Source organism: Hyphomicrobium sp., from assembly GCF_035548195.1.
Taxonomy (GTDB): domain Bacteria; phylum Pseudomonadota; class Alphaproteobacteria; order Rhizobiales; family Hyphomicrobiaceae; genus Hyphomicrobium_B.
Genome location: NZ_DASZTY010000017.1, coordinates 367,653 through 387,857 on the forward strand (window position 1 = coordinate 367,653; position 20,205 = coordinate 387,857).

Below are 20,205 nucleotides of genomic sequence, written 5' to 3' on the forward strand. Positions count from 1 at the left end.
CGAACGCGCGCATTGACTTAAAGCCGTGCTGCTATGGTTCCTCTATCCGTCGGTAAGAACGGTGGCCACAGGTTTCAAGTCTTAGGCTGAGTGATGTTGAGTGTCGAGACGTTGCTCATATCTTGGCAAAAACCGCGGTTAAATGCCTGATCTGTCGTCCGCCACAGGCGGGGATGGAGATGCGCTTCCACAAAGGAAGCGCGTGCATGAAAAAAGGCGGCACCATATTCGATGGCGCCGCCCGATAATCGGAATGCCTAGACGCGCCCTAATCTCTCAGATTGAAAGAGCCGAGCCGACTGGAAATCGTTGTTATATGATTGGGGCTGTTGACGACATTGTTGTCGACGTCGAGGTTGTTGCTCTTCTTCTTGGACTGCCCAACCGAAACACGAACAACATCGCCCGGCAGAAGCCTTGTTGACTCATCGCCGCTGATCGACACAAGTCCGCTCCCGCCAACGCTTTTGCGCAGGATCTCATAACGATAATGGGGCGACCCGTCGCGGGACATCGTATCGTCGGTCAGGCCGACCTGATGAATGATCTTCGATGAGCCCTGTATTGTCGTTTCGAGGCTTGCGAGCTGGTCGTCGACGGCCTGTAGCTGTTTATCAATCTCCTGCCGGCGATCGAGAGTAAGAACCGCGAGTTCGCGCTGCAGGCGAGCGACATTTTGCCGGCTACGAGCAATATTTGCGGCCGTCTCCCGCTGATCCCTTTCAACCATCGCGACTAGGATCTCCGAATCCGTCAAGCGCTGTTGTGTCGTCAATCCTGATTTTGCGAGCCTGCGGATGGCTTCCAGCATCGTCTTTCGCGTCGTGAGCTGTTTGCCAATGCTTTCCTGTTCTCTGACATAGGAGTCGACCTCGAGCTTTGCCTGCTTAATCGAGTCCTCAAGCGAGCTTATCTGGTTCTTTCGACTTTCGCGTTGGTTATCGTAATAGCGCTGCTCATCAGCAATGAGCCGCGTTGCTTCGAGAGGTCCCGCTACTTCGACAAGCAGTTGCGGCATATCAATTTGATTGTGGCCTGTCTGGTCCGCGATAAGGCGAGCCTGTCGCGCCACCAGTCGCCGATATTCTATGTCGGAAGCGCGCAATCGCGCCATTTCACGCAAAGCTTCGGTCGGGAGATAGGAAGATCCGCCGGCCAACGAGGTTCCCCCTGCCAGCGCCATAGCCTGGATAACGGTCATATCCCGAATGTAGGGATAGGAGCCCGGCTTGGCCACGAGCCCAGTGACAAATACCGGGCGCCGTTCGATAACATCGACAGTCACATCGGCCTTGCGGTGGGTGGTGTTCTCTACAGCGACGCCGATTTGGCTCTCCAATGTCATCGGGCTTTGGCCGGCAGCATCGAATGCGCCGAGCGTCGGAACGCGGATCTTTCCCATTTCGTTGACACTATACTGGCCGGACAAGTCGACGCGGCCGTATACCGACACTTTTATTCGGTCGCCGATTTCAAGGGAGTATGTCTGATCGACGCCGTTGCTGTCCGCGTCCTGCTGATCGGCGTCCGAGAGGGGAGCGGCGCCCAACGAATCTGTTGTCGCGGTCGACTGTGATTCATGTACCGGAGAGTCTGCGACCGCTGCAGGCCCGATAGGCAAGCCCATACCTATGAGCAGGGCGATCGATGCGATGAGGCCGTGTGCCCTTGGACCTTTGGAGATGATGTTGTCGCTCGAAGCGGCTCCTTGAGAAAAACGCTTCGGCGAATCAGATCGGCCCGCCGATACTCCGCGAGCGGAGTTCTCGTACCTGATTGCGTGCATCTTAGTTCTCCCAAATTGGCATTAGTTGAATGCCGTGTGCCGTATTGCGAACGTGCTTTCATTGCAGTCTGACCGGAGCATCCGCCGTTCATTCCGGATCATCGCATTCCTTTTCGATATACCGATCGGAGCCGCGTTACTCGATAATCGCTTTGTAGCGTTTTCTGCGGCACCAGTCCGATCGTCATTGCGGATCAGTAAATCCGCGTTTGCGTGCGCACCAAGCACATCTAGCGTCCACGGAGCGCGGGCTAAATCACGATGCCCAATTTGATATTGCGAGCCGAACGTCGCAAACAGGCCGACATATCCGTTCGCAACGCGCCGCTTTCTTGCAAATTCCGTGCTCTCATACGTCCGAATAGACACGATAAAAACGCCCGCGAGAACGCTGAAATAGATAACCAAAACCGGCAGCTCGCAGCTGCTTGTAACGGCAGTGATAGTTATGCGCGAGAATGGACTTTGGCGGATGTATTCGCAAGCTGTACGGTATGACAGTTCTTGTTTTCCGGATTAGGTCCGATGGTTACATCGAATACGCCAATAGGCGTAGGTTGCTCCGGTGCTATTATCCACGCGAGCGCCTCGCTTGGTGTGTGAGCATCGCATGCGGTGCGCCGAAGGCGAGAACTTTCGAATTTCTAATTTTCCAGTCGGCCGTCGATATGCGCGTTGGATATCTCAGCGGCCTATGATGGCTGCTGGCCACATGACGCCGATAAGGAAGTTCGTCGTAGACCCTGAGCGAAGCGAGGAGCACGCCCAGCAACATGTAAAGGTACCAATTGAACGCCAGATAATCCAAAACGTTATCCGAGTAGTCGACGGCAAGATAGAAAATGCAGCATGTTATTCCGATCAACACGGTATGACGTTCATACTTGTAGTACGACCAGAAGCTGAAGGAGATCGCGATAAATATGGCGCAAAATAGAATTGGCCCGATAATTCCGACTTCGAACGCAAGTTGAATAAACACGCTATGCGCGAATACGCCGTTGGTTTCGAGCGTAAAGAATTTTGCCGAGTTCTGGATGAAACTTCCGAGTCCGCCGTGGCCGGAAAGGGGACTCTGCCAAATCCAGGTGATTGCATCCTGCCATAGTTCGCGCCGCCACTCGTAGGAATTCAGGATTACGCCGTTGCCGATATACTCGGCAGGCGCGGTAGCGTCGAGCAGTCGCTGGCGTATCTCTGGCGTTGCAATAGCGACAGCCGGCAATGCCAGCAGCACTGGCAGTGCGCGCCAATTGACGAAAAGCGCATACACGAAGATCAGCAGCGTAGCGCCGAACCAGGCGCTGCGTGTTTTGGTATAAAATAAGAAGATGCCCAGCAATGCGCTGTAGCCGATTAATAGCAGGCGCTTGAATGCCGAATCCCGAAAATCGGGGGAGGCGAGGCGGTAGCAGATGATGGCGCCGATGACGAGCAGATAGAACGCGAAGATGTTCGGATGCGTAAACGTCGATTCTAAGCGGAAATCAGGATCGCTTTTTGCGTAGACAAGAATTTGTCCGATGGCCGCGAGGGAAGGGATAAAAGACGAATAGAGAATGATAGCGAGAAACGGCTTGGCGTCTTTGAACGATCGGACGAAGAAAAACGGCAGCATGAATGCGCACTGGTACGAGACGAGCACGAGCAGAAGTCGCGTTGCGCCGAAGAGGTCGGGCGAGGAGAGCGACATTATTGCGCAAAAGGCGAGGAAAGCGATGCCAAATATCTGATTGTGCCAGCTTATTCTGTTCGCGTGCTTTAAAACCAAAAAAAGCGCGATGCCGATTATGAGCAGGTTGAGGCCGGCGCCGAGTGTTATGCCGCGCCCCGAACCTACATTGAATTGCAATTTTTCAAGAAGATTATCGAGCGACGAGCGGAAAAGGAAAATTGCCAGAATTAAATAATAGAGCGCCGCGGGTGGAGCGTCCGGTTGCTGCCTGAGTGATCTCGATCGTGCCATTGGCATTCGGGACTTGAGTTTTTGATGGGCGAACGTCGCAGGATGGAGCGCCCGATGCGTCTAGCGATTAAGTCTACTTGCCAGAAAAGCGACCTCTGTGCGATTTTTGGCATTGAGCTTTTTCATGATATTCCGCACGTGAACTTTCACTGTGCTTTCGCACATGGAGAGTTCGTATGCGATGAGCTTGTTCGACTTCCCTATTCTGAGCTTTTCGATTATCGCGGCCTGCCGCGGCGTGAAGCCCTCCACCGTGAGCTGGTTATTGGCGGTTTTGAACCCGTCTGTCGTTCGCTGGGCGGCAATGATGCTACTTGCCGGTACGAACGTTCCACCTGCAATCACCAACCTGATTGCTTCGACGACGACATCCAGAGGGGTGGTCGACGCGATATAACCGCGTGCACCGCGTTCAAGCGCGCTCACAATGTGTTCAATGTTCTCGTCGTCGGAAAAAACGATGAATGGCGGCGGATCCGATTTTGGAAGTGTCTCAAGTGTGCGAGTAATTTGAGATTCGATCGATAGTCCTGATACAAATAGTAAGACCATCGCGGGTGCGGTCGTCGGGGATATTTTTGCCCAATCACCGATATCGCCGACGGAAATCACATTCAGCCCATATCCCGAAATAAGGGCTTTACTGATGCAATCTCTATTGAGTGCACGCTTTTCGATCAGAACAATAGGGCGACCGCGTCCGGGATGCCGAGTGGCTCTTGGCTCAATAACTGGAGACGGAGAATGCGCCGCCGGCTCAGGAGAAGGGTGTACTATGTCCCCGTGCTCGATAGTCACGATGGTTACTCACACAAATACGATTTACTCAAATTTTACGCCAATTGGACTGCCCGACCTACATTTCCACACTATGATGTGGAGACGATATGCGAAAGGAGGATAATTCAAATTTGTATCAAAAGCTAGCGGACTGGTTAATAATTGTATCGGTAAGTCGTTCTCATTACGGCGAGGACTGACGCGAATGGAAATTGCATAGAAATCGCCCCGCCAAACAAAAGCGGCAAATTGTGTCCGCCCATCGAGCGAAATGACCGGCACGATATCGAGCTGCTTTCCAACAACTTGGCGTCGCGCCGATCTGGCGGCCGATGGCTGGAATGCTTACGCCCCAACGCTATCTGTGTGGCGGAGGTTGTAGTCCAGGATTTGATCTGCCAGCAGCTTTTTGATGTGACTGATGCGCTGATAATGGGGACCTTCGAATTCTTCGAGGGTTAAACCGGAATTCCTATAGGCTTCATATATTTGCGCGGCGCCTTTGCGTGCCGTCCATTGGGGTTTGAACGCGGGCATGAGGCGGGAGATTTTGCTGAAATCCACGCGGTAGCAGCGCTTGTCAGGGCCTGCGTCGGCCGCATATTCGACTCGGCAGCCCGGAACGGTTTCGGCGACGATATTTGCGATCTCGCTGATCCGATAATTTTCGTCCGTGCTGCCGACATTGAATGCCTGGCCAGCGACATTTTCCCGTGGAGCCGAAAGAGCCGCGATAAATGCGCGGGAAATATCTTCGATGTGTACGATTGGCCGCCAGGGCGATCCGTCCGATTTCAGGTAAATGAGCTGAGTGGTAACGGCCCATGCGACGAGGTTATTGAGAACGATGTCAAAGCGCATACGAGGAGACACGCCATAAGCCGTAGCAGGTCGCATGAATACCGGGCAGAAGTTTTCGTCGGTGAGGCGTGAGATATCTCGTTCGGCGAAGACCTTAGATTCGCCGTAGGGCGTAACCGGATTGAGCTCGCCGGTCTCGTCCATCAGCTTATCGTCGGCCATCCCGTAGTTGCTGCATGACGACGCGAAGATAAATCGCTGGACGCCGGCTTTCTTCGCGAGTTCTGCGAGCCGCACGCTTGCTCTATAATTGATCGCATACGTCAGGTCGGGATTGAGGTTACCTAGCGGGTCGTTTGAGAGTGCCGCTAGGTGAATAATCGCTTCACAGCCTTTTAAGTCCTCCTGAGATAGATCCCGAACGTCTTTGCGAATGTGGGGAACATCGATAATTTTGCCACCTGAAGCAAATGTGCAGCGTTCATAAAGATTGCTGTCACATCCAGTCACTTCATGCCCGGCAGCAACCAGCGCTGGCGTCATGACCGTGCCAATATAGCCTAGGTGCCCCGTAACGAGCAGTTTCATGGTGAGTCTTTCCTTCGGAATGCGAACTGGGCGACGTATTGCATATTCTGCGCCAGCCGGATGATCTCTAAGTCCGCGACAAAAAATATTGATCGGAAGCTCTGTCGTGGTGGGTAGCAGTTAATGTGGCTGTTTACATTGTGCCGCCGCCGACGATGTCCAACCCAAGAAATTGGTTCAAAAAACTTCATCTCTCACCGCCGCTTTTTCGATTCCGACAGCGTTAGTTTCTTGCTCTTTTGATATCTAAAACTCGTACGCTCGAGTAATTCCATGTCGGAAGAATGCTAGCTTTCAGAAACCCTGAGAATGCGTTCAGTAAACATAAGGCGTACGAGCAACAACGCGCACTGGAAGTAGCGGAATGCAAAGCGTTTCGGATTACTGCCTAGTCGCCAAAGCCACTCAATGCCCATTTTCTGAAACGACTTAGGAGCCCGGATTTGGGCGCTAGCTAGGAAGTCCAATCCCGCACCAATGCAGATGAATCCGGCGTTGACCCCCTGAGAGACGGCGCGGGCTGCAAAAATTTCTTGTTTCGGCGCGCCGAGCGCGACGAAGCATATCCGCGCTCCTGAGCTCTTGATCTGCTCAATTGCTTCGTCAGCGGCTTTTCCCAGAGGATCGAAATCTTGTGGGGGGGACATGCGTCCGACGATTTTGAGTTCGCCGTTTGTATGATTTGATAAGCGCTCGCCAGCACTCGCCAGAACGGACGGTGAAGTGCCAAACAGAAAAATCGGAAAGTTTGCGTTCGCGCACATTGCGGCGAGAGGTAAAACCAGGTCGGCTCCAGTTGTCCGAGTAAAATTGGGGTATCGAAATCTAATAATGCGTGCGACTGGTGCGCCGTCTGCGGTGACAAACGTGGCGTTTCGGTAGGCCTCACGAAATGACGCGTTCGTCCGGAGTTTAACCAAGTGATCGAGATTGAGTGTGAAAACGCTAAACCCCGCTCCGGATTCTGCTGATGTTTCAATTGCCTCTAAGGCGGCTTTTTGGTCTGGAAGATTTACTGTCCAACCGCCTACGGACGCGCACCACGCTGCAACCGCATTTGTCATAATGACTGCGTCTACTGTATCCCGCTATTACTTCAGAATTTATAACTTGACCGGCGCGGGTTTGCGCTTACCGCTTTCGTCTGAGATGCTACTAAAAAAGTGTTCGATAATATCTCTTTGGATGTAAATCAAAGCGTCGAGTGGGCGAGTGCTTATTGTCAAAGCATTTTTCGCGGATTCATCCGGATGGTTTCTGTTTCGTCGGGTATTTAATATGGGGCATTGCGCCATTTATTTAATTCGACATGCTGCATCTATTTGAGGCGCAACGCCGCGTGATTAGTAGGCGTTATTTTGTGTTGCCCAGACGCCAAGCGTCCGAATTAGAATTTTTATGTCGCCCAATAAAGACCAGTTTCGAGTGTACTCATTATCGAGCTGCGAGCGCATCATGAGCTGGTGCGGATCCTTTGTCTCGCCACGATAGCCGTTGACTTGTGCGAGTCCGGTAATTCCCGGTTTGACGCGATGGCGGATTTCGTAATCGTCCAGCATCTTCGCATAGATCTCGTCATGAATAAGAGCGTGCGGGCGCGGCCCGACGAGGCTCATATCGCCTGCTAAGACATTTATTAGCTGCGGGAGTTCGTCCAGGCTTGAAGACCTTAAAAATTTTCCGACGCGTGTAACCCGACTATCATTGCGAATGGCTTGGACCACATCGGGACCGTCCTCAAGGACGGTCATTGTCCGAAATTTCCAAATCCGGAAAATTTCATTGTTGTATCCCGTCCGGCGCTGTCGGAAAAAGATTGGTCCTCGGCTATCTATTGCGATGGCTGCCGCGATAACGAGGAAGACGGGACTAAGGAGTAACAGGGCGATGCCTGAAAGAACGCGATCAAATGCGTTCTTTAGAAGACGTTGGCGAGCGGAAAGCGGTGCGCGCTGAACCTCTATCGCAGAAAGGCCTCGGAATTCGATGAATTTAAATTTGGATGCCTCAAGTTTCTGAAGCTCGGGCATGATCGGGATCACGATGATGTCGACCGGAAGCGCAGCCAGCCTTCGAATGCTACGCAAGAACAGAGTCTGATCTTCAATTCTGGTTATCAATATTATTTTGCTGTATCCGCCGTGGCGGCCCAGCTTTATCAGATCCAATGCCTTTCGTTTGACATCTTCGGGATCGGCGGCTTCGGCGAGATGATAACTTACGATCGCATCTGCTTCGTAGTCCCAAAAGCTCTGATCAAGTGCGTCGATCGATTCCCGAGTGCCGAATATGACGCTTCGTCTGCTTGCCAGCCCTCTTTCCATCAGCGAGTTCACGCAGAGACGAAATGTCATTCGCCAAAATGCGACTCCGCAAATAGAAAAAAACATCCATAGGGTCAAAAAGCTGCGGCTGGGAATGAATTTTATGCCTCCGGCAATGAATAAAATTACTACTAGTGCGCAGAACGCAAAAACATGAGCAGCCATTAAGCGGGGTATCAGTCGCGAGATTTTTGGAACTTCTGTAGAGTAGAGGCCCGCTGCATAGGTACTAGCAGACGCAGTCACCGCGCCTAGAAGGGCGATGCCAATGTCGTACATGCTTGCGACGTGTGTCTGAGTTCCAAGGAAATGTACGCAGACGGTTGCCGCGAGCCAAGCGGCGCCGAATGTTGTCGCCAATTCGAATAGCAATAGGCAAAAAACCGCGACTTTGGGTGGCATAGACCTTGCCGCAGGTTTGTTGAGCTTTGCTAATGAACGTGTACTGCTAACGATAGTCTGAGTCACGACTATCGACCTCCGCTATGCCGCTACGAAGGGCGGCCTCGCCGCAATTCTTGATGACGAATTCGTATAATTATACTTTTACATTGTATTATTTCAATACGAGATAAGATTAGATGCTTAATGCATTCGGGTTCGACCTCGGCGCTCGAAGTGAAGTCTGTCGGCGCGCATGCAAAACTAAATGATATGAGTGAATGGGGAACGTAGTAAAAAGGCGTATATCGTCGTTTACGAAGTCAACTCCTGGGGGGTGAGAAAATTGCTTGCTATACCACGGATTGCGCTATTCTTGGTGTCATCGCTCGATTGTCTTCCGTAACAAGACGGTTGCAGCGCGGTTCGCCAATGGCATGCTTGGACGATAGCCAGCGGGCCACCGCAGTCGCGATGTAAAGCTCGACCGCAGCTTGCAGCAAATCCGTCGCTCGTGGACGGCGAGGGTCTCACAAGCAAGCTGCAATTTCGGGCATCCCCGTTATCGGTGAGAACTCGGCAGCGAATTTCGCAACCAACGGCGCCGCTAGCGCTGTGAAGCTCTGTTGTCGCCAACGGACAAAGACCAAGTCCGTGCACTCGAAGATACGTGTCGGCACTTCGCGCGGAAATCTTTTGGCACTCATCAGTGCCCGGCCTTCGATCGCGGTGAGCAGTGTGTTTCGTCGAAATAAAATGCCGCGGGGCATGTGGGCGCACGGCATTCGGATAGAGAAAACAGCGGTTGCCACGTCCATTGGAGGCCGGTGCTTCTCTCCAATTTTTTTCCCTTAGTCCTTCATCACGCTTGGGAATTATGGGCATTGCGGATAGTCAGTATAAAGAAATAGGAACCTACGCTGCATGCTGAGCATATCGCGAGCATGTGATTTATGCGGGTCTATTTCACGTAAATAGCCGCATCGATGCCCCATTCTCGTCAGTTTGGCGGGTCCAATATCCCCGCGGGGAGATCGTGATTGGCGATGCATTGCGGTACGTCGCCTCTCGACCTGGAGTGTCAGTAATGTGCGTGGCTCAAGCGATGCGATCTGCCGTCGGTCGATGCAACGACCGAAGGTAACATTCCTCATTTTCAGATTCTGAAACCGCGTTACCCGAAGCGATAGTCTTTGAGTAGATCAATTGCGTTGTGTGGTCGGCTGACCGCGAACGCCGATGTGCCAAAGCGATCGGTCAACGGGAGATCAGAGATCTTGAACGAGGATTTTTCTTGTGGGCTCGCGATCTCATCTGACACCCGTTAGAAGCAAAGGAACTCGATATGCCGACTACAGCCTACACAGTGCCGTTTTCGTCGTCGTCATCTTGGAATACCCCGATTGGGGATTCGGCGACTTATAGCGACATCAAGTGGCCTGCCTTTACCGGCTATAATTACAGCGTTGCGCCGGAAGCGTACTATACGGCGAAGCCTACCGATCCCGTGGTCGCCGTTAAAGTTCCCGCGGGATGGGGATATCCCGGCGGAACCGTAAACGTGCATATTCCTGCTGGCGCCACCGGAACAGCCGACAATCCAGATCATTCGATTGTGATCGTCGATGGCACCACAGCATATAACTTCTGGCAATTCGATCGGACCAGCGCGACTACAGCTACTGCCGAAGCCATGGGTAAGGCTGATATCGTAACCGGCACCGGTTGGGGTTCAAGCAGCCCATTCCTGAGCGCCGGTATAAGTGCGGCGGGGTCAAACCAGCTCGCCGGTCTGGTGACGGCAGCCGATATTAACGCCGGTACGATCAATCATGCGCTGGCATTGCAGGTCGAATTTTCGCTTGCGAAGGCCGGCCATATTGGTCAGGCGATTTCCGGAGACGGAAGCTCATCAAGTGGGCTTTTCCAAGAAGGACAGCACTTGGCCATTCCAAAGGATGTTGTCATGCCGGCTGGGCTTTCTCCCATCGGCCAGGAGATTTTTCATGCCCTGCAAAACTACGGCGCCTTCGTAGTAGATGTTGCTGGGGGAACCACCAATATTCTCGCTCAGGAAAACGCGCTCACCGATGCGCAATCGAATGCTCTTTGGCAGCACGACCTCGGTGCGATCACTCCGCTTCTTGAAATCCTAAAATCGGCTGGCGCGGCTACCGCGTCGGGTGGCACCGGCGGCACTACCTCGCCGGCCTCATCTGGCTCCGCATCGTCTGGAAGTACTTCGGGTAACGCGACGTCGGACGGTACGGTCGCAAACGGTACCGGTAGTACGGGCGGAACGACCGCAGCTCCCACGAACAACGATACGCATCGTACTGGCGGCACTTCAGGCGGCACGACGACCGGCGGAGCTGTCGCAAGCGATAACGGGAGCTCAGGTGGTACGACGACGGGAAGCGGTACGACTTCTCCGACCCACACTGGCAGCGCACCAGATGGATCAACCGGCGGCACAACGAGCGGTTCGACTTCGTCCGCGGCGCATCATTATCTCGGCAACAAATACGCCAATACCATTTCAGGCAGTTCCGGTAACGATTTCATGCACGGACAAGGCGGAAACGACCATCTCCATGGTGGCGCCGGAAACGACTGGATCTTTGGCGGCTCTGGCAACGATACGATGTCCGGAGGCGGCGGCCGTGATTTCATGTTTGGTGGCTCTGGCCGGGATGTCTTTACCAATTCCGTCGGTGCAACCATAGATGGAGGCAGCGGGACGGACAGGCTGGTCATTGATGGGCAGTTCCAGGATTACAAGGTCCAGAACTCCCACGGCGCGACGAAGCTCACGAACGCAGCAGGTGATGCGACGACGATCAAAAACGTCGAGCAGGTTACGTTTTCGGGTGATAACAGCACGTACAACGTCAAACAACATGGCCTGCAACCGACTGATCTCGCGCATGGCATCCAGAAGCTAATGGCGAATCTCCACTCATCGGGAAGCAGTCACGCATTCACGCCTGCAACCGGAACCAGCGATACGCATTTGACGGAACTTCAAGAACTTGCTCTGTCGTCGCAATCTAGCCATGGCTCGATTTCGCACGTTTCTTCGTTTGGTCAGCCAGCGCTGGCGACTGTCGATGCTCATTTTGGGCACCAACAGTTCCATTGGAACGTATCCGACCACAGCCACCACGATAGCTTGATCGGATGACGGCACATTTCGCCCAACTGTTGCAAGCGCCGCGCGTCGTCGAAAGGTTTTCGACGCCTCCGCCGCTTGCGGCAGAGACCTCAGAAGCTCCGACCGTGGCAGGCGCGTTTCGCGCCTGCCGTGGGGCGCTGTGGGGTGTCTTCGCCATCAGCTTTGTCACCAACCTGTTGATGCTGACCGGTCCTCTCTTCATGCTCCAGGTCTACGACCGGGTGCTTTCGAGCGGCAGCATGGAAACGCTTGTCGCGTTGGTGCTGCTTGTGACCGGCCTCTTCACGTTTATGGGCCTTCTAGAGCTGATTAGATCACGTATCCTGACCCTTATTGGTCTTCGTATCGACCGGCTGCTCGGCAAAGCACTTTTCGACAGCGTGCTGAAAGTCAAATCTGCCGTTTCCGGCAGCAGTCAGACACAGGCGTTAAGGGATCTCGAACAGATACGTCATTTCGCGGGCGGTGGCATTTTGCCGGCGGCATTCGATGCGCCGTGGGCACCATTCTATTTCGCGATCATCTTCCTGTTCCATTATGTGCTCGGCTTCGTGGCACTTGGCGGTGCTCTGCTGCTGGTGATACTCTCCGCGCTCAATGAGTTCATGACTCGGCGACCCGTCGCCGAAGCCGCAAAGCTTTCGTTGAAAACGCTAGATCTTGCGGAAGCCGGCCGCCGCAATGCCGAGACGCTGCATGCGATGGGTATGGCAGAGGATTATAGCCGCCGCTGGCTTCAGCAGCATCGCAAATCGCTCGCAGCGCAGCTTGGTGCCACGCAGGCTTCGATTGCACTTGTGGTGACTACTAAGATCTTTCGTCTTTTTCTTCAGTCGTTCATTCTCGCAGCGGGTGCGTATCTTGCGATTTTGCACGAAGTCACGCCGGGCGTGATGGTGGCGGCATCTATCATCATGTCGCGTGCGCTGTCTCCGATCGAGCAATTGACCAGCCAGTGGCGGAGTATTCTTTCCGTTAGGCAGGCCATTCCGCGAATCGAGCAACAGCTCAAACAGGAAGGCACGAAATCGGGGCGTATTATGTTACCGAACCCTCGGGGACATCTGAGCCTGTCGGGTGTTTACGCTTCGCCGCTTGGCTCGACGGAGATCATTCTCAAGAATCTCAATTTCAGTTTGCAGCCGGGGCAGGCGATTGCGGTCGTTGGGCCGAGTGCATCCGGAAAATCGACCTTGGCGCGCGTGCTTGTTGGCGTCTGGCCAATCAGACAAGGAGAGGTAAGGCTCGACGGAGCTTCGCTCGATCACTGGGACGCCGAGCAATTCGGGCGGCATATCGGCTATCTGCCACAAGATATCGAACTGTTCGATGGCACGGTCGCCGAAAACATCTCGCGTTTCGATCCGAGATGTACCGAAAGGGGCATTCTCACTGCGGCGATGCGGGCGAATGTTCACGAACTCATCCTGCGCCTTCCCGACGGTTATGCGACTAGGGTTGGTGAAGGCGGAGCAGTTTTGTCGGGTGGGCAGCGACAGCGGATTGCTCTCGCGCGTGCACTCTACGGAGATCCGCGGCTGATCGTACTCGATGAACCGAACGCCAATCTCGACCTTGAGGGCGAGCAGGCGCTTTGCCGATCGATCATGCAGCTGCGCAGGGATGGACGAACCGTCGTGGTGATCGCGCATCGTCCCAGCGTCATCGGCGCTGTCGATCAGCTCCTTGTCATGCGGGATGGCCGACAGATCGGCTTCGGTCCGCGCGATCAGGTCCTGCGGGAAGTTCTCAACTACGACGTGAGTGAGCAAAATGGCCAAAACGTCCCTTCGGCTTATAACGCCTGACGGCGCGCCGGGTATTTTGCCGGCCCCGGCTCCGGCATTTCCCGATCAGCAGATCACGCGACAGCTCGGCAAGGCGTGGATACTTATAGCGTTGCTCATCGGGGGCTTCGGTGGGTGGGGCGTCGTCGCGTCGATCCATGGCGCTGTCGTCGCGCAAGCGACCATTGCGGGCCAGACTGCGACCAATGCCGTCCAGCACTTGGACGGCGGCCTTGTGGCCGAGATCTACGTCAAGGAGGGAGATTTCGTCTCTGCGGGTCAGCGGCTGATACGACTTGATGGGAGAGATATCGCTGAGGATTTGAAGGGCACGGAAGCGGAGCTGCAGGCGAAGAAAAACCAGCTCGACCTCGACAAGAGGGAACTCGCGTCGCTCAACGGCCTTTATCAGAAAGGTCTCGTGCCACGTACAAGAATCCTTAGCATTCAACGGGACGCATCGGCCTTGTCGGGCGATGTCGGGCGGCTTGAATCGCAGAAGGTGAGGGCGGCGGAACGTGTCAAGCGATTGATTATCAAAGCGCCGGTTTCCGGACAGGTGATGAACCTTTCGGTTCATACGGTCGGTGGCGTTATAGCTCCGGGCAAAGAGCTGATGCGGATCGTGCCGACGGGTGATCGGCTCGTTCTCGATGCAAAGCTGGATCCCAAAGATATTGAACAGGTTCACCGTGGACAGCCGGTGGTCATTCGCCTGACCGGACTCAATCAACGCGTTACGCCGGAGCTAAAAGGAAAGGTCGTTTTTGTTTCTCAAGACAGCGTCCAGCAGGAGGATCCGCGCAATGGCGGACCTTATTATGAGGCGCGTATCGCCTTTGGGGAGCATCAGCTCGAACGATTAGAGGGTGTTCAGTTGCAGCCCGGGATGCCGGCTCAAGTCATGATCCAGACGGGCGCGCGTTCGCCGATCAGCTACCTTATCAAACCGCTGCGGGATCAGATTGCTAGGGCTTTCCGAGAAGAGTAGCGCCACGAGATAGTATCGAGGCCGCGTCGTCATTGATCGACCGGCAGACGTCTCAGCCAATTCAGAACGTCGGCAGGGCCGCTGAACGAGGCTTCGGCTTTGGTGAAGTTTTCGCCCGCAACTTTCATTCCGCAACCGCCGAGGGATTCAGCGGCGCGGAAGGCTTCCATATCGGCGATGTCATCGCCTATCATGACGGGAATACGGTTGGCGAAAGTCGGAAGCGCGGCGAAGTTGCGAAGCGCCTGCCCTTTCGTGAATCCCACCGGCAGGATCTCCACAACCTTTCGTCCTTCACATAATGTGAAGTGGCTTGGGTACTTGGGAACGAGCGCTTCAAGCGTTGCCAAGAGAGAATCGCGCAACTCTGGCACGACGCGATAGTGCATCGCGATTCCGGCTCCCTTATCTTCCATGACGATACCGGGAAGGTCAGCGGCGATCGATTTGAGATCGTCGTGAAGCCCCGGCTCCAACGCGGGCGTGAGCCGTTCCACGCTGCCGGCGGGAGATACCCGCATTTCGGCGCCGTGCACGCCTGCGGCAGCAAACTTCAGCGGTTTGAGCAGATGATCGGCTTCAGCGATCGGGCGTCCGGTGATGATTGCCAGCGCTCCGGCGAGATGTTCCGATAGCGCTCCGAGCAGTTCCGCAAGGTTGGGCGGTACGTGAACGGCCGATGGCGTTAGGGCGACATCGAGAAGCGTGCCGTCTATGTCCAGAAAAAGGGCGATCGGTTTTTTTTCAGCAACGAGTTGTTCGACCTTACTTCGAAGTTCGATAGCGCACTCTCGCCGGACGCGTTCCGTTCCGTGAAAAATTTCGTTCTTCTTCAACTGCTGCATTGCGTCGAGCGGCTCCTAGATCGACCAGTTGTAAAGCGACTGCGGTTGCGCAGCTGCATTTTCCAATTCCTTTTCCAATCCCGCATGGGTGAGTAATCCGGACTGGGTATCGACGAATTTGACGACACTCGCCGCGTTCAGGACAGCAGCGCTTAAAGCTCTGCCTATGTCTTTCGTTTTCGTCTGATAGCACGCGAACGTTGCCGAAAACGCATCTCCTGCTCCTGTCGTGGCCGCGGCTACCACATGCGATGCTTCGCGGAAATAGAGATCTTGGCCCTTGGCTATGAACGCACCATTAGCGCCGTCGGTTAAAACGACGACGCCGACGCCGACTTCAATGAGAGCGCCCAAGAACTTCACGAGGCTCATTTCATAACCGCCGTTGCGAAGCCCGCGCTTGGCGAGCGGTGGAATAGGCTCGCCGCTTCTGACCGACAGAGGTGCTCCGCCTTCTCCGAATGATTGTAAGAGACGTGGCATCAGTGCTTGAGCTTCTGAGCGATTGACGCACAGAATATCAATGTGTTTGAGGCTCGCCCAGAAATCGTCGTAGCGCGCGGTAAGCTGACGCACGCCGGGATTGACCGCTAACTCTGCCTTCGCGGCCTTTGCACGTTCCACGATCAGAGGGTAGCAGTCGGCCGATTGGTTGCTGAGATTTGCAACGTAGACGAGATCCTTGCCTTCGAAGGCCACAGCCGGCAAATCGTCGGGCCCAAGGCGCGTGTTGGCTCCGCGATAAGTGAATACAGCGGCGTTACGATCATGCGAAGAAATGATAACTGATGCGCCTGTCGGTTCTTCTTCGTCCATCGCAACCCAGCGGAGATCGACCCCTTCCCCGGTAAGTCGGTCAAGGATGGTTCGTGCTTTTGCATCTTTGCCGAGTTTGACGACCGTCGATGTTGCATTTCCGAGGCGCGCTGCGGCGACGGCAGCATTTACGGCTCCCCCGCCCGTGCTCGTCGCAATCTGTTCGGCTTCTGTCTTCAATCCCGCTTCAAGCAGCAGGTAAGAACTCTCGGCATTGAGCATTTTCATCTGCTCAATTTTATCGCTTGCGATGGTGACGATTGTGTCGACCATCGCGCCTCCGATCGTAAGGACGTTCATCTCCGGGCCTGCGATGGGATCGTCGTTTGTCTGGCGGTAAACCAACGATCGAGGTCCGGATGCCAGAGACGGGCACCGCCGGCGACGCCCGATGATGGTGCAACGACTGCCGCCCAAGACGGGAGAGCAAAGGTGATGCGCCGTGAATTGCCGCCGCCAAGGTAGACCCGGTCGCTGTTCGTCAATGCATGCACCGCCGATATGACGCGTTCGGCGCGTTTGTTCCAGGCTTCGAGGCCAATTTCGAGGTAGGCGGCATGCCCGACGTATTGATCGTAGCTGCAGTCATCGCATGCGTAGTGTTGGCCAAGTTCGAGGCCGAAGAACGTTACGCCGTCAATGAAAAGGGCGCAGCCCATTCCTGTGCCAAATGTCAGGACACATTCGCGACCTGGTCCCTTTGCGACTCCTAATCCATAGACGATAGCATCATTGAGAATTCGCACAGGTGTGCCAAACGTGCCGTGAAGCGCGCCTTCCAGATCGAAATTTTTCCAGTGCTGCGTTCCGAGGTTGGGCGCCGTCGAGATGCAATCGTGATCGACGACGCCTGGAAATCCGACCGATATGCATCCGAACTCAGGCAACGGTTCGGCAATGCGCGTAATGAGTGCGATGACGGCTTCCGGCGTTGCCGGGCGCGGTGTCGGCGTTGTCACGAATTCGGAAACCAGCGAACCTGTCTCATCGACAACCGCAGCCTTGATCAACGTGCCGCCAATATCTACCGACAAAACGTTGGGGTTACCGGCTTTGCGCTCCCGTTGGAGGGTGCGCTCGCTGTCGATAGTTGCGGGCATTAACCCCCCACATGCGCTACGATCGGTTTAGTGTCCGCCTTTTTTTTAGGAGCGGCCGCCAGGCGCCGCATCGCATCTGCGACCCTCGCCGGGGGCTGCGATCTGTGCAAACGCCGTTTGCCGGCTTTCACAAGCGCGGAAAAGTAAGTCTTGGCCCACTTTCCGCAATCGCTTTCGCGCACGATGCGTGCAAGTTTTTCGTGACGTTCGATCCGTTCGTCGAGCGGCATTTTCAATGCGATATGCAGGCTCTGTACCATATCGTTGACGTCGTACGGATTGACGAGCACCGCATTTTCAAGCTGCGATGCGGACCCCGCGAATTTTGACAAAATAAGTACGCCGGGATCGGTGGGATCTTGCGAGGCAATGTACTCTTTCGAGACCAAGTTCATCCCGTCCATCAACGGCGTCACCCAGCAGATGCGTGATGATCGATACACATCGCGCAATTCCTGCCGCGGCATCGGCCGGTGGATGTAGTTGATCGGAACCCAGTCGAGCTCGCCGTATCGGCCATTGATGGCGCCTGAGAGAGATTCCAACTCGGCTCGGATGTCGGCATATGCTTCGACGCTTTCGCGAGTCGGAGGTGCGAACTGCGAAAGCACAATGCGCCGCCGGTGCTCCGGAAAGTCTTCCAGGAATTTGCCATAGGCGCGGAATTTTTGCGGTAGGCCCTTCGTGTAGTCCAGGCGGTCGATGCCGATGATGCGGTCTATCTCGGGACTTTCTTTTTCGCGCACGATCGGAGAGCCAGCAAAGTCGGCCGGATTTATTCCGACGGGGAAGCATCCGACATCCAATTCGGAATCGAGTGCCCGAATGCGGCCCGAAGGCAGAAGTCGTCCGAAAACACTCTGCTGCAGGAAGTCTATAAGGTTCCTCACGTCACGGTGCGTTTGAAGTCCGACGAGGTCATAGGCGCTGAGTGCGCGGGCAAGTTCGCGATGTTCGGGAATTGCGAGTAGGGCTTGAGCTGGTCCGACGGGAATGTGGAGGAAAAAGCCAATTGGATTTTGAATGCCGAGTTTTCGCAGCTCCAATGCAAGTGGAAAAAGATGATAGTCGTGAACCCAAAGGATGTCGTCGGGTTCGATCAGAGGCGCGAGGTGCGCGGCAAATTTTTGATTTACGGCTACGTACCGTGCATAATATCCGGCCTCAAACTGCGCGAGATCGAGACGGTTATGGAAGACCGGCCATAGAACGGAATTGGAATAGCCGAGGTAGTAATCGTTATAGTCCGCCGCCGTCAGCGGCAATGTTGCGGTTGTGTGACCGTCGTTGCTGACGAGCGATGTTTCAGGGCTTTCGGTTTCGTCGATCTGCCCATTCCAACCGAACCAAAAGCCCTTATGCCGCGCCAGGGTATCGAAAATTGCAACTGTTACGCCTCCTGCCTGGGTCGCGGCGCCGAAATCAATGACGCGGTTGGAAATCATGACAAGGCGGGTCAAAAGAAACTGTCCTTTCATCTCTCTGGGATCGTCGGATTGTCTTGGTAAACGGCCATTTCGCCGCGCAATCCTCGTTGATCAGTAAACGTCCGGGATTACTGGGAGTTCCCCCATTTTTTGCATTGCGATGTCGCAGCCGAAATAGGCTTGTATGGCTCGTCAGCCGCAGCAATCTAAGTGCATCTTGTGCGATGCGCTTTTGTAAGCAATAACAGTAATTAACCTGCGGCGTTCGGGCTCGCAAGGGCCGTTTATCCGTGGTATTTCCGCGTTCTGCGTCGCGTCCACCGGTCGGGGCGCCATAATCTCGCAGCGAAGGCAGGGGGCCGTTCGTGAGACGGATGGTTCAGCTCGTCGACAGGTTGGTCGAGCGTGTGTTGCCACGTATCAGGCGACGTCGCCTGCTCGCGTACCCCGTCGCGGCAGGGATTTTTCTGGCGGCGGTTGGCGTGCGCATTTTTCTGGCGGACTGGTTGCCGTCTAGGCAACCGTTTGCAACATTTTTTTTCGCCGTTCTTTTCGCCAGTCTCATAGCCGGCACAGGGCCCGGGCTGTTGGTGATCGCGGCTTCGCTTCTTTTCACTTGGGTCTTTTATTTCTCGCCACCTCACCACGTCGAGGGAATCAATGCAGGTTTTGCGCTTTTGGCGTTCGCAGTATTTGCCGGTTTGATCGTCGGCATCGTGCACTTACTCAATCGCAAGGTTGAAAGCCTTTTGGATGAACGCGATCGCAACGAGGCCTTGTTGCAGGATAGCGCTTTGGGGGAACTGCAACTCGAACAGTTGAATGTGGAGTTGCGCCATCGGTTGAAAAATACGTTTGCGGTTATTGCGGGACTCGTCAGCCAATCCGCGCGCTACAATTCCGATGTGCAGAGTTTTGCTACATCGCTTTCCGGTCGCCTGTCGGCGATGGGGACGGCGATGGATCTGGTAGCGACCCAGAGCTTCGTCGGGGCGTCGCTTGCCGAATTAATCGCCTACACGCTGAAGCCGCTGGTGCCGCCGGGCTCCTCTCGTTTTGCCGTGAAAGGGCCAGAGTTGATCGTGCCGGCAGACATCGCCAATGCGCTCGCGTTGACGCTGCACGAACTCGGAACGAATGCTATCAAATACGGTGCATGGTCCAATGAGACCGGCATCGTTCGCATTTCATGGAAACTGGAGCAGTTGGACGATACCGAGGCCAACCTAGAACTCGTTTGGGATGAACGTGGTGGGCCGTCAGTCGCTCCACCGGAGCGGCGTGGATTGGGTTCGATGTTAATCGACGGCGGATTTCCCAATGCCAAGGTGGAGAGAACCTTCACGCCGGATGGTGTGCAATGCCGTATCTTAGCCGTCGTCAAGCAGACAACGACGCGGAGAACGCGTGGGCGGCGCAGTCTGCAATCCAGCTGATG

Annotated in this window: 14 protein-coding genes; 4 read left to right on the forward strand and 10 right to left on the reverse strand. The window is 54.8% G+C overall.

Annotation, left to right across the window (positions count from 1 at the left end):
• Window positions 1-268: 268 nt before the first annotated feature.
• From VHB22_RS06285 to VHB22_RS06310, 6 genes are all read right to left on the reverse strand, one after another.
• Entirely contained in the window at window positions 269-1,786 is a 1,518-nt protein-coding gene (locus VHB22_RS06285) for a polysaccharide biosynthesis/export family protein (protein ID WP_325456097.1), read from the reverse strand.
• Window positions 1,787-2,357: 571 nt separating this feature from the next.
• Window positions 2,358-3,752 carry an O-antigen ligase family protein gene (locus tag VHB22_RS06290; RefSeq protein ID WP_325456098.1) on the reverse strand — a complete coding sequence of 465 codons (1,395 nt, stop codon included), beginning with the start codon at window positions 3,750-3,752 and terminating at the stop codon, window positions 2,358-2,360.
• A 60-nt stretch (window positions 3,753-3,812) separates the two neighbouring features.
• The gene (locus VHB22_RS06295) at window positions 3,813-4,304 is read right to left on the reverse strand and encodes a response regulator transcription factor (protein ID WP_325456099.1); all 492 of its coding nucleotides are present in this window, start codon (window positions 4,302-4,304) and stop codon (window positions 3,813-3,815) included.
• 573 nt (window positions 4,305-4,877) lie between these two features.
• Window positions 4,878-5,921: an NAD(P)-dependent oxidoreductase gene (locus tag VHB22_RS06300; protein WP_325456100.1), complete on the reverse strand. Its 1,044-nt coding sequence runs from the start codon at window positions 5,919-5,921 to the stop codon at window positions 4,878-4,880.
• A 287-nt stretch (window positions 5,922-6,208) separates the two neighbouring features.
• Entirely contained in the window at window positions 6,209-6,985 is a 777-nt protein-coding gene (locus VHB22_RS06305) for a WecB/TagA/CpsF family glycosyltransferase (RefSeq protein WP_325456101.1), read from the reverse strand.
• Between the two features lie 279 nt (window positions 6,986-7,264).
• Entirely contained in the window at window positions 7,265-8,713 is a 1,449-nt protein-coding gene (locus VHB22_RS06310; protein ID WP_325456102.1) for an exopolysaccharide biosynthesis polyprenyl glycosylphosphotransferase, read from the reverse strand.
• A 1,258-nt stretch (window positions 8,714-9,971) separates the two neighbouring features.
• Between VHB22_RS06310 and VHB22_RS06315 the strand changes: the two genes are divergently transcribed.
• Genes VHB22_RS06315 through VHB22_RS06325 form a run of 3 tightly spaced genes read left to right on the forward strand, consistent with a single transcriptional unit; the run spans window position 9,972 to window position 14,579 of the window.
• Window positions 9,972-11,810 (forward strand): hypothetical protein, encoded by a 1,839-nt coding sequence (locus tag VHB22_RS06315; RefSeq protein ID WP_325456103.1) that lies wholly within the window; start codon window positions 9,972-9,974, stop codon window positions 11,808-11,810.
• A complete protein-coding gene (locus tag VHB22_RS06320) occupies window positions 11,807-13,609 on the forward strand; it encodes a type I secretion system permease/ATPase (RefSeq protein ID WP_325456104.1) in 1,803 nt (600 codons plus the stop codon). Before VHB22_RS06315 ends, VHB22_RS06320 begins: the two co-directional genes overlap by 4 nt.
• Window positions 13,575-14,579, forward strand: a complete 1,005-nt coding sequence (locus VHB22_RS06325) for an HlyD family efflux transporter periplasmic adaptor subunit (protein WP_325456105.1) — start codon at window positions 13,575-13,577, stop codon at window positions 14,577-14,579. Before VHB22_RS06320 ends, VHB22_RS06325 begins: the two co-directional genes overlap by 35 nt.
• Before the next feature lie 29 nt (window positions 14,580-14,608).
• Here the strand turns inward: VHB22_RS06325 and otsB are convergent, their stop codons facing one another.
• Genes otsB through VHB22_RS06345 form a run of 4 tightly spaced genes read right to left on the reverse strand, consistent with a single transcriptional unit; the run spans window position 14,609 to window position 18,818 of the window.
• Entirely contained in the window at window positions 14,609-15,424 is an 816-nt protein-coding gene (gene otsB / locus VHB22_RS06330) for a trehalose-phosphatase (RefSeq protein WP_325456106.1), read from the reverse strand.
• A gap of 15 nt (window positions 15,425-15,439) precedes the next feature.
• Window positions 15,440-16,540 carry a carbohydrate kinase family protein gene (locus VHB22_RS06335; protein WP_325456107.1) on the reverse strand — a complete coding sequence of 367 codons (1,101 nt, stop codon included), beginning with the start codon at window positions 16,538-16,540 and terminating at the stop codon, window positions 15,440-15,442.
• Window positions 16,537-17,340, reverse strand: a complete 804-nt coding sequence (locus VHB22_RS06340) for an ROK family protein (RefSeq protein WP_325456108.1) — start codon at window positions 17,338-17,340, stop codon at window positions 16,537-16,539. The genes VHB22_RS06335 and VHB22_RS06340 overlap by 4 nt, the downstream gene beginning before the upstream one ends.
• Window positions 17,340-18,818: an alpha,alpha-trehalose-phosphate synthase (UDP-forming) gene (locus VHB22_RS06345; protein WP_325456109.1), complete on the reverse strand. Its 1,479-nt coding sequence runs from the start codon at window positions 18,816-18,818 to the stop codon at window positions 17,340-17,342. Before VHB22_RS06345 ends, VHB22_RS06340 begins: the two co-directional genes overlap by 1 nt.
• A 323-nt stretch (window positions 18,819-19,141) precedes the next feature.
• On the opposite strand from VHB22_RS06345, the gene VHB22_RS06350 reads away from it, so the two are divergent.
• Window positions 19,142-20,203 carry a sensor histidine kinase gene (locus VHB22_RS06350; RefSeq protein ID WP_325456149.1) on the forward strand — a complete coding sequence of 354 codons (1,062 nt, stop codon included), beginning with the start codon at window positions 19,142-19,144 and terminating at the stop codon, window positions 20,201-20,203.
• Window positions 20,204-20,205: the final 2 nt, after the last annotated feature.

What these genes read in the sequence shown, in the direction of transcription:
- VHB22_RS06305 (WP_325456101.1), bottom strand. Translation starts at nt 6,985, where the DNA reads ATGACAAATGCGGTTGCAGCGTGGTGCGCGTCCGTAGGCGGTTGGACA.
- otsB (WP_325456106.1), bottom strand. Translation starts at nt 15,424, where the DNA reads ATGCAGCAGTTGAAGAAGAACGAAATTTTTCACGGAACGGAACGCGTC.
- VHB22_RS06335 (WP_325456107.1), bottom strand. Translation starts at nt 16,540, where the DNA reads ATGAACGTCCTTACGATCGGAGGCGCGATGGTCGACACAATCGTCACC.
- VHB22_RS06340 (WP_325456108.1), bottom strand. Translation starts at nt 17,340, where the DNA reads ATGCCCGCAACTATCGACAGCGAGCGCACCCTCCAACGGGAGCGCAAA.
- VHB22_RS06345 (WP_325456109.1), bottom strand. Translation starts at nt 18,818, where the DNA reads ATGAAAGGACAGTTTCTTTTGACCCGCCTTGTCATGATTTCCAACCGC.
- VHB22_RS06290 (WP_325456098.1), bottom strand. Translation starts at nt 3,752, where the DNA reads ATGGCACGATCGAGATCACTCAGGCAGCAACCGGACGCTCCACCCGCG.
- VHB22_RS06325 (WP_325456105.1), top strand. Translation starts at nt 13,575, where the DNA reads ATGGCCAAAACGTCCCTTCGGCTTATAACGCCTGACGGCGCGCCGGGT.
- VHB22_RS06300 (WP_325456100.1), bottom strand. Translation starts at nt 5,921, where the DNA reads ATGAAACTGCTCGTTACGGGGCACCTAGGCTATATTGGCACGGTCATG.
- VHB22_RS06320 (WP_325456104.1), top strand. Translation starts at nt 11,807, where the DNA reads ATGACGGCACATTTCGCCCAACTGTTGCAAGCGCCGCGCGTCGTCGAA.
- VHB22_RS06315 (WP_325456103.1), top strand. Translation starts at nt 9,972, where the DNA reads ATGCCGACTACAGCCTACACAGTGCCGTTTTCGTCGTCGTCATCTTGG.
- VHB22_RS06295 (WP_325456099.1), bottom strand. Translation starts at nt 4,304, where the DNA reads ATGGTCTTACTATTTGTATCAGGACTATCGATCGAATCTCAAATTACT.
- VHB22_RS06350 (WP_325456149.1), top strand. Translation starts at nt 19,142, where the DNA reads ATGGTTCAGCTCGTCGACAGGTTGGTCGAGCGTGTGTTGCCACGTATC.
- VHB22_RS06285 (WP_325456097.1), bottom strand. Translation starts at nt 1,786, where the DNA reads ATGCACGCAATCAGGTACGAGAACTCCGCTCGCGGAGTATCGGCGGGC.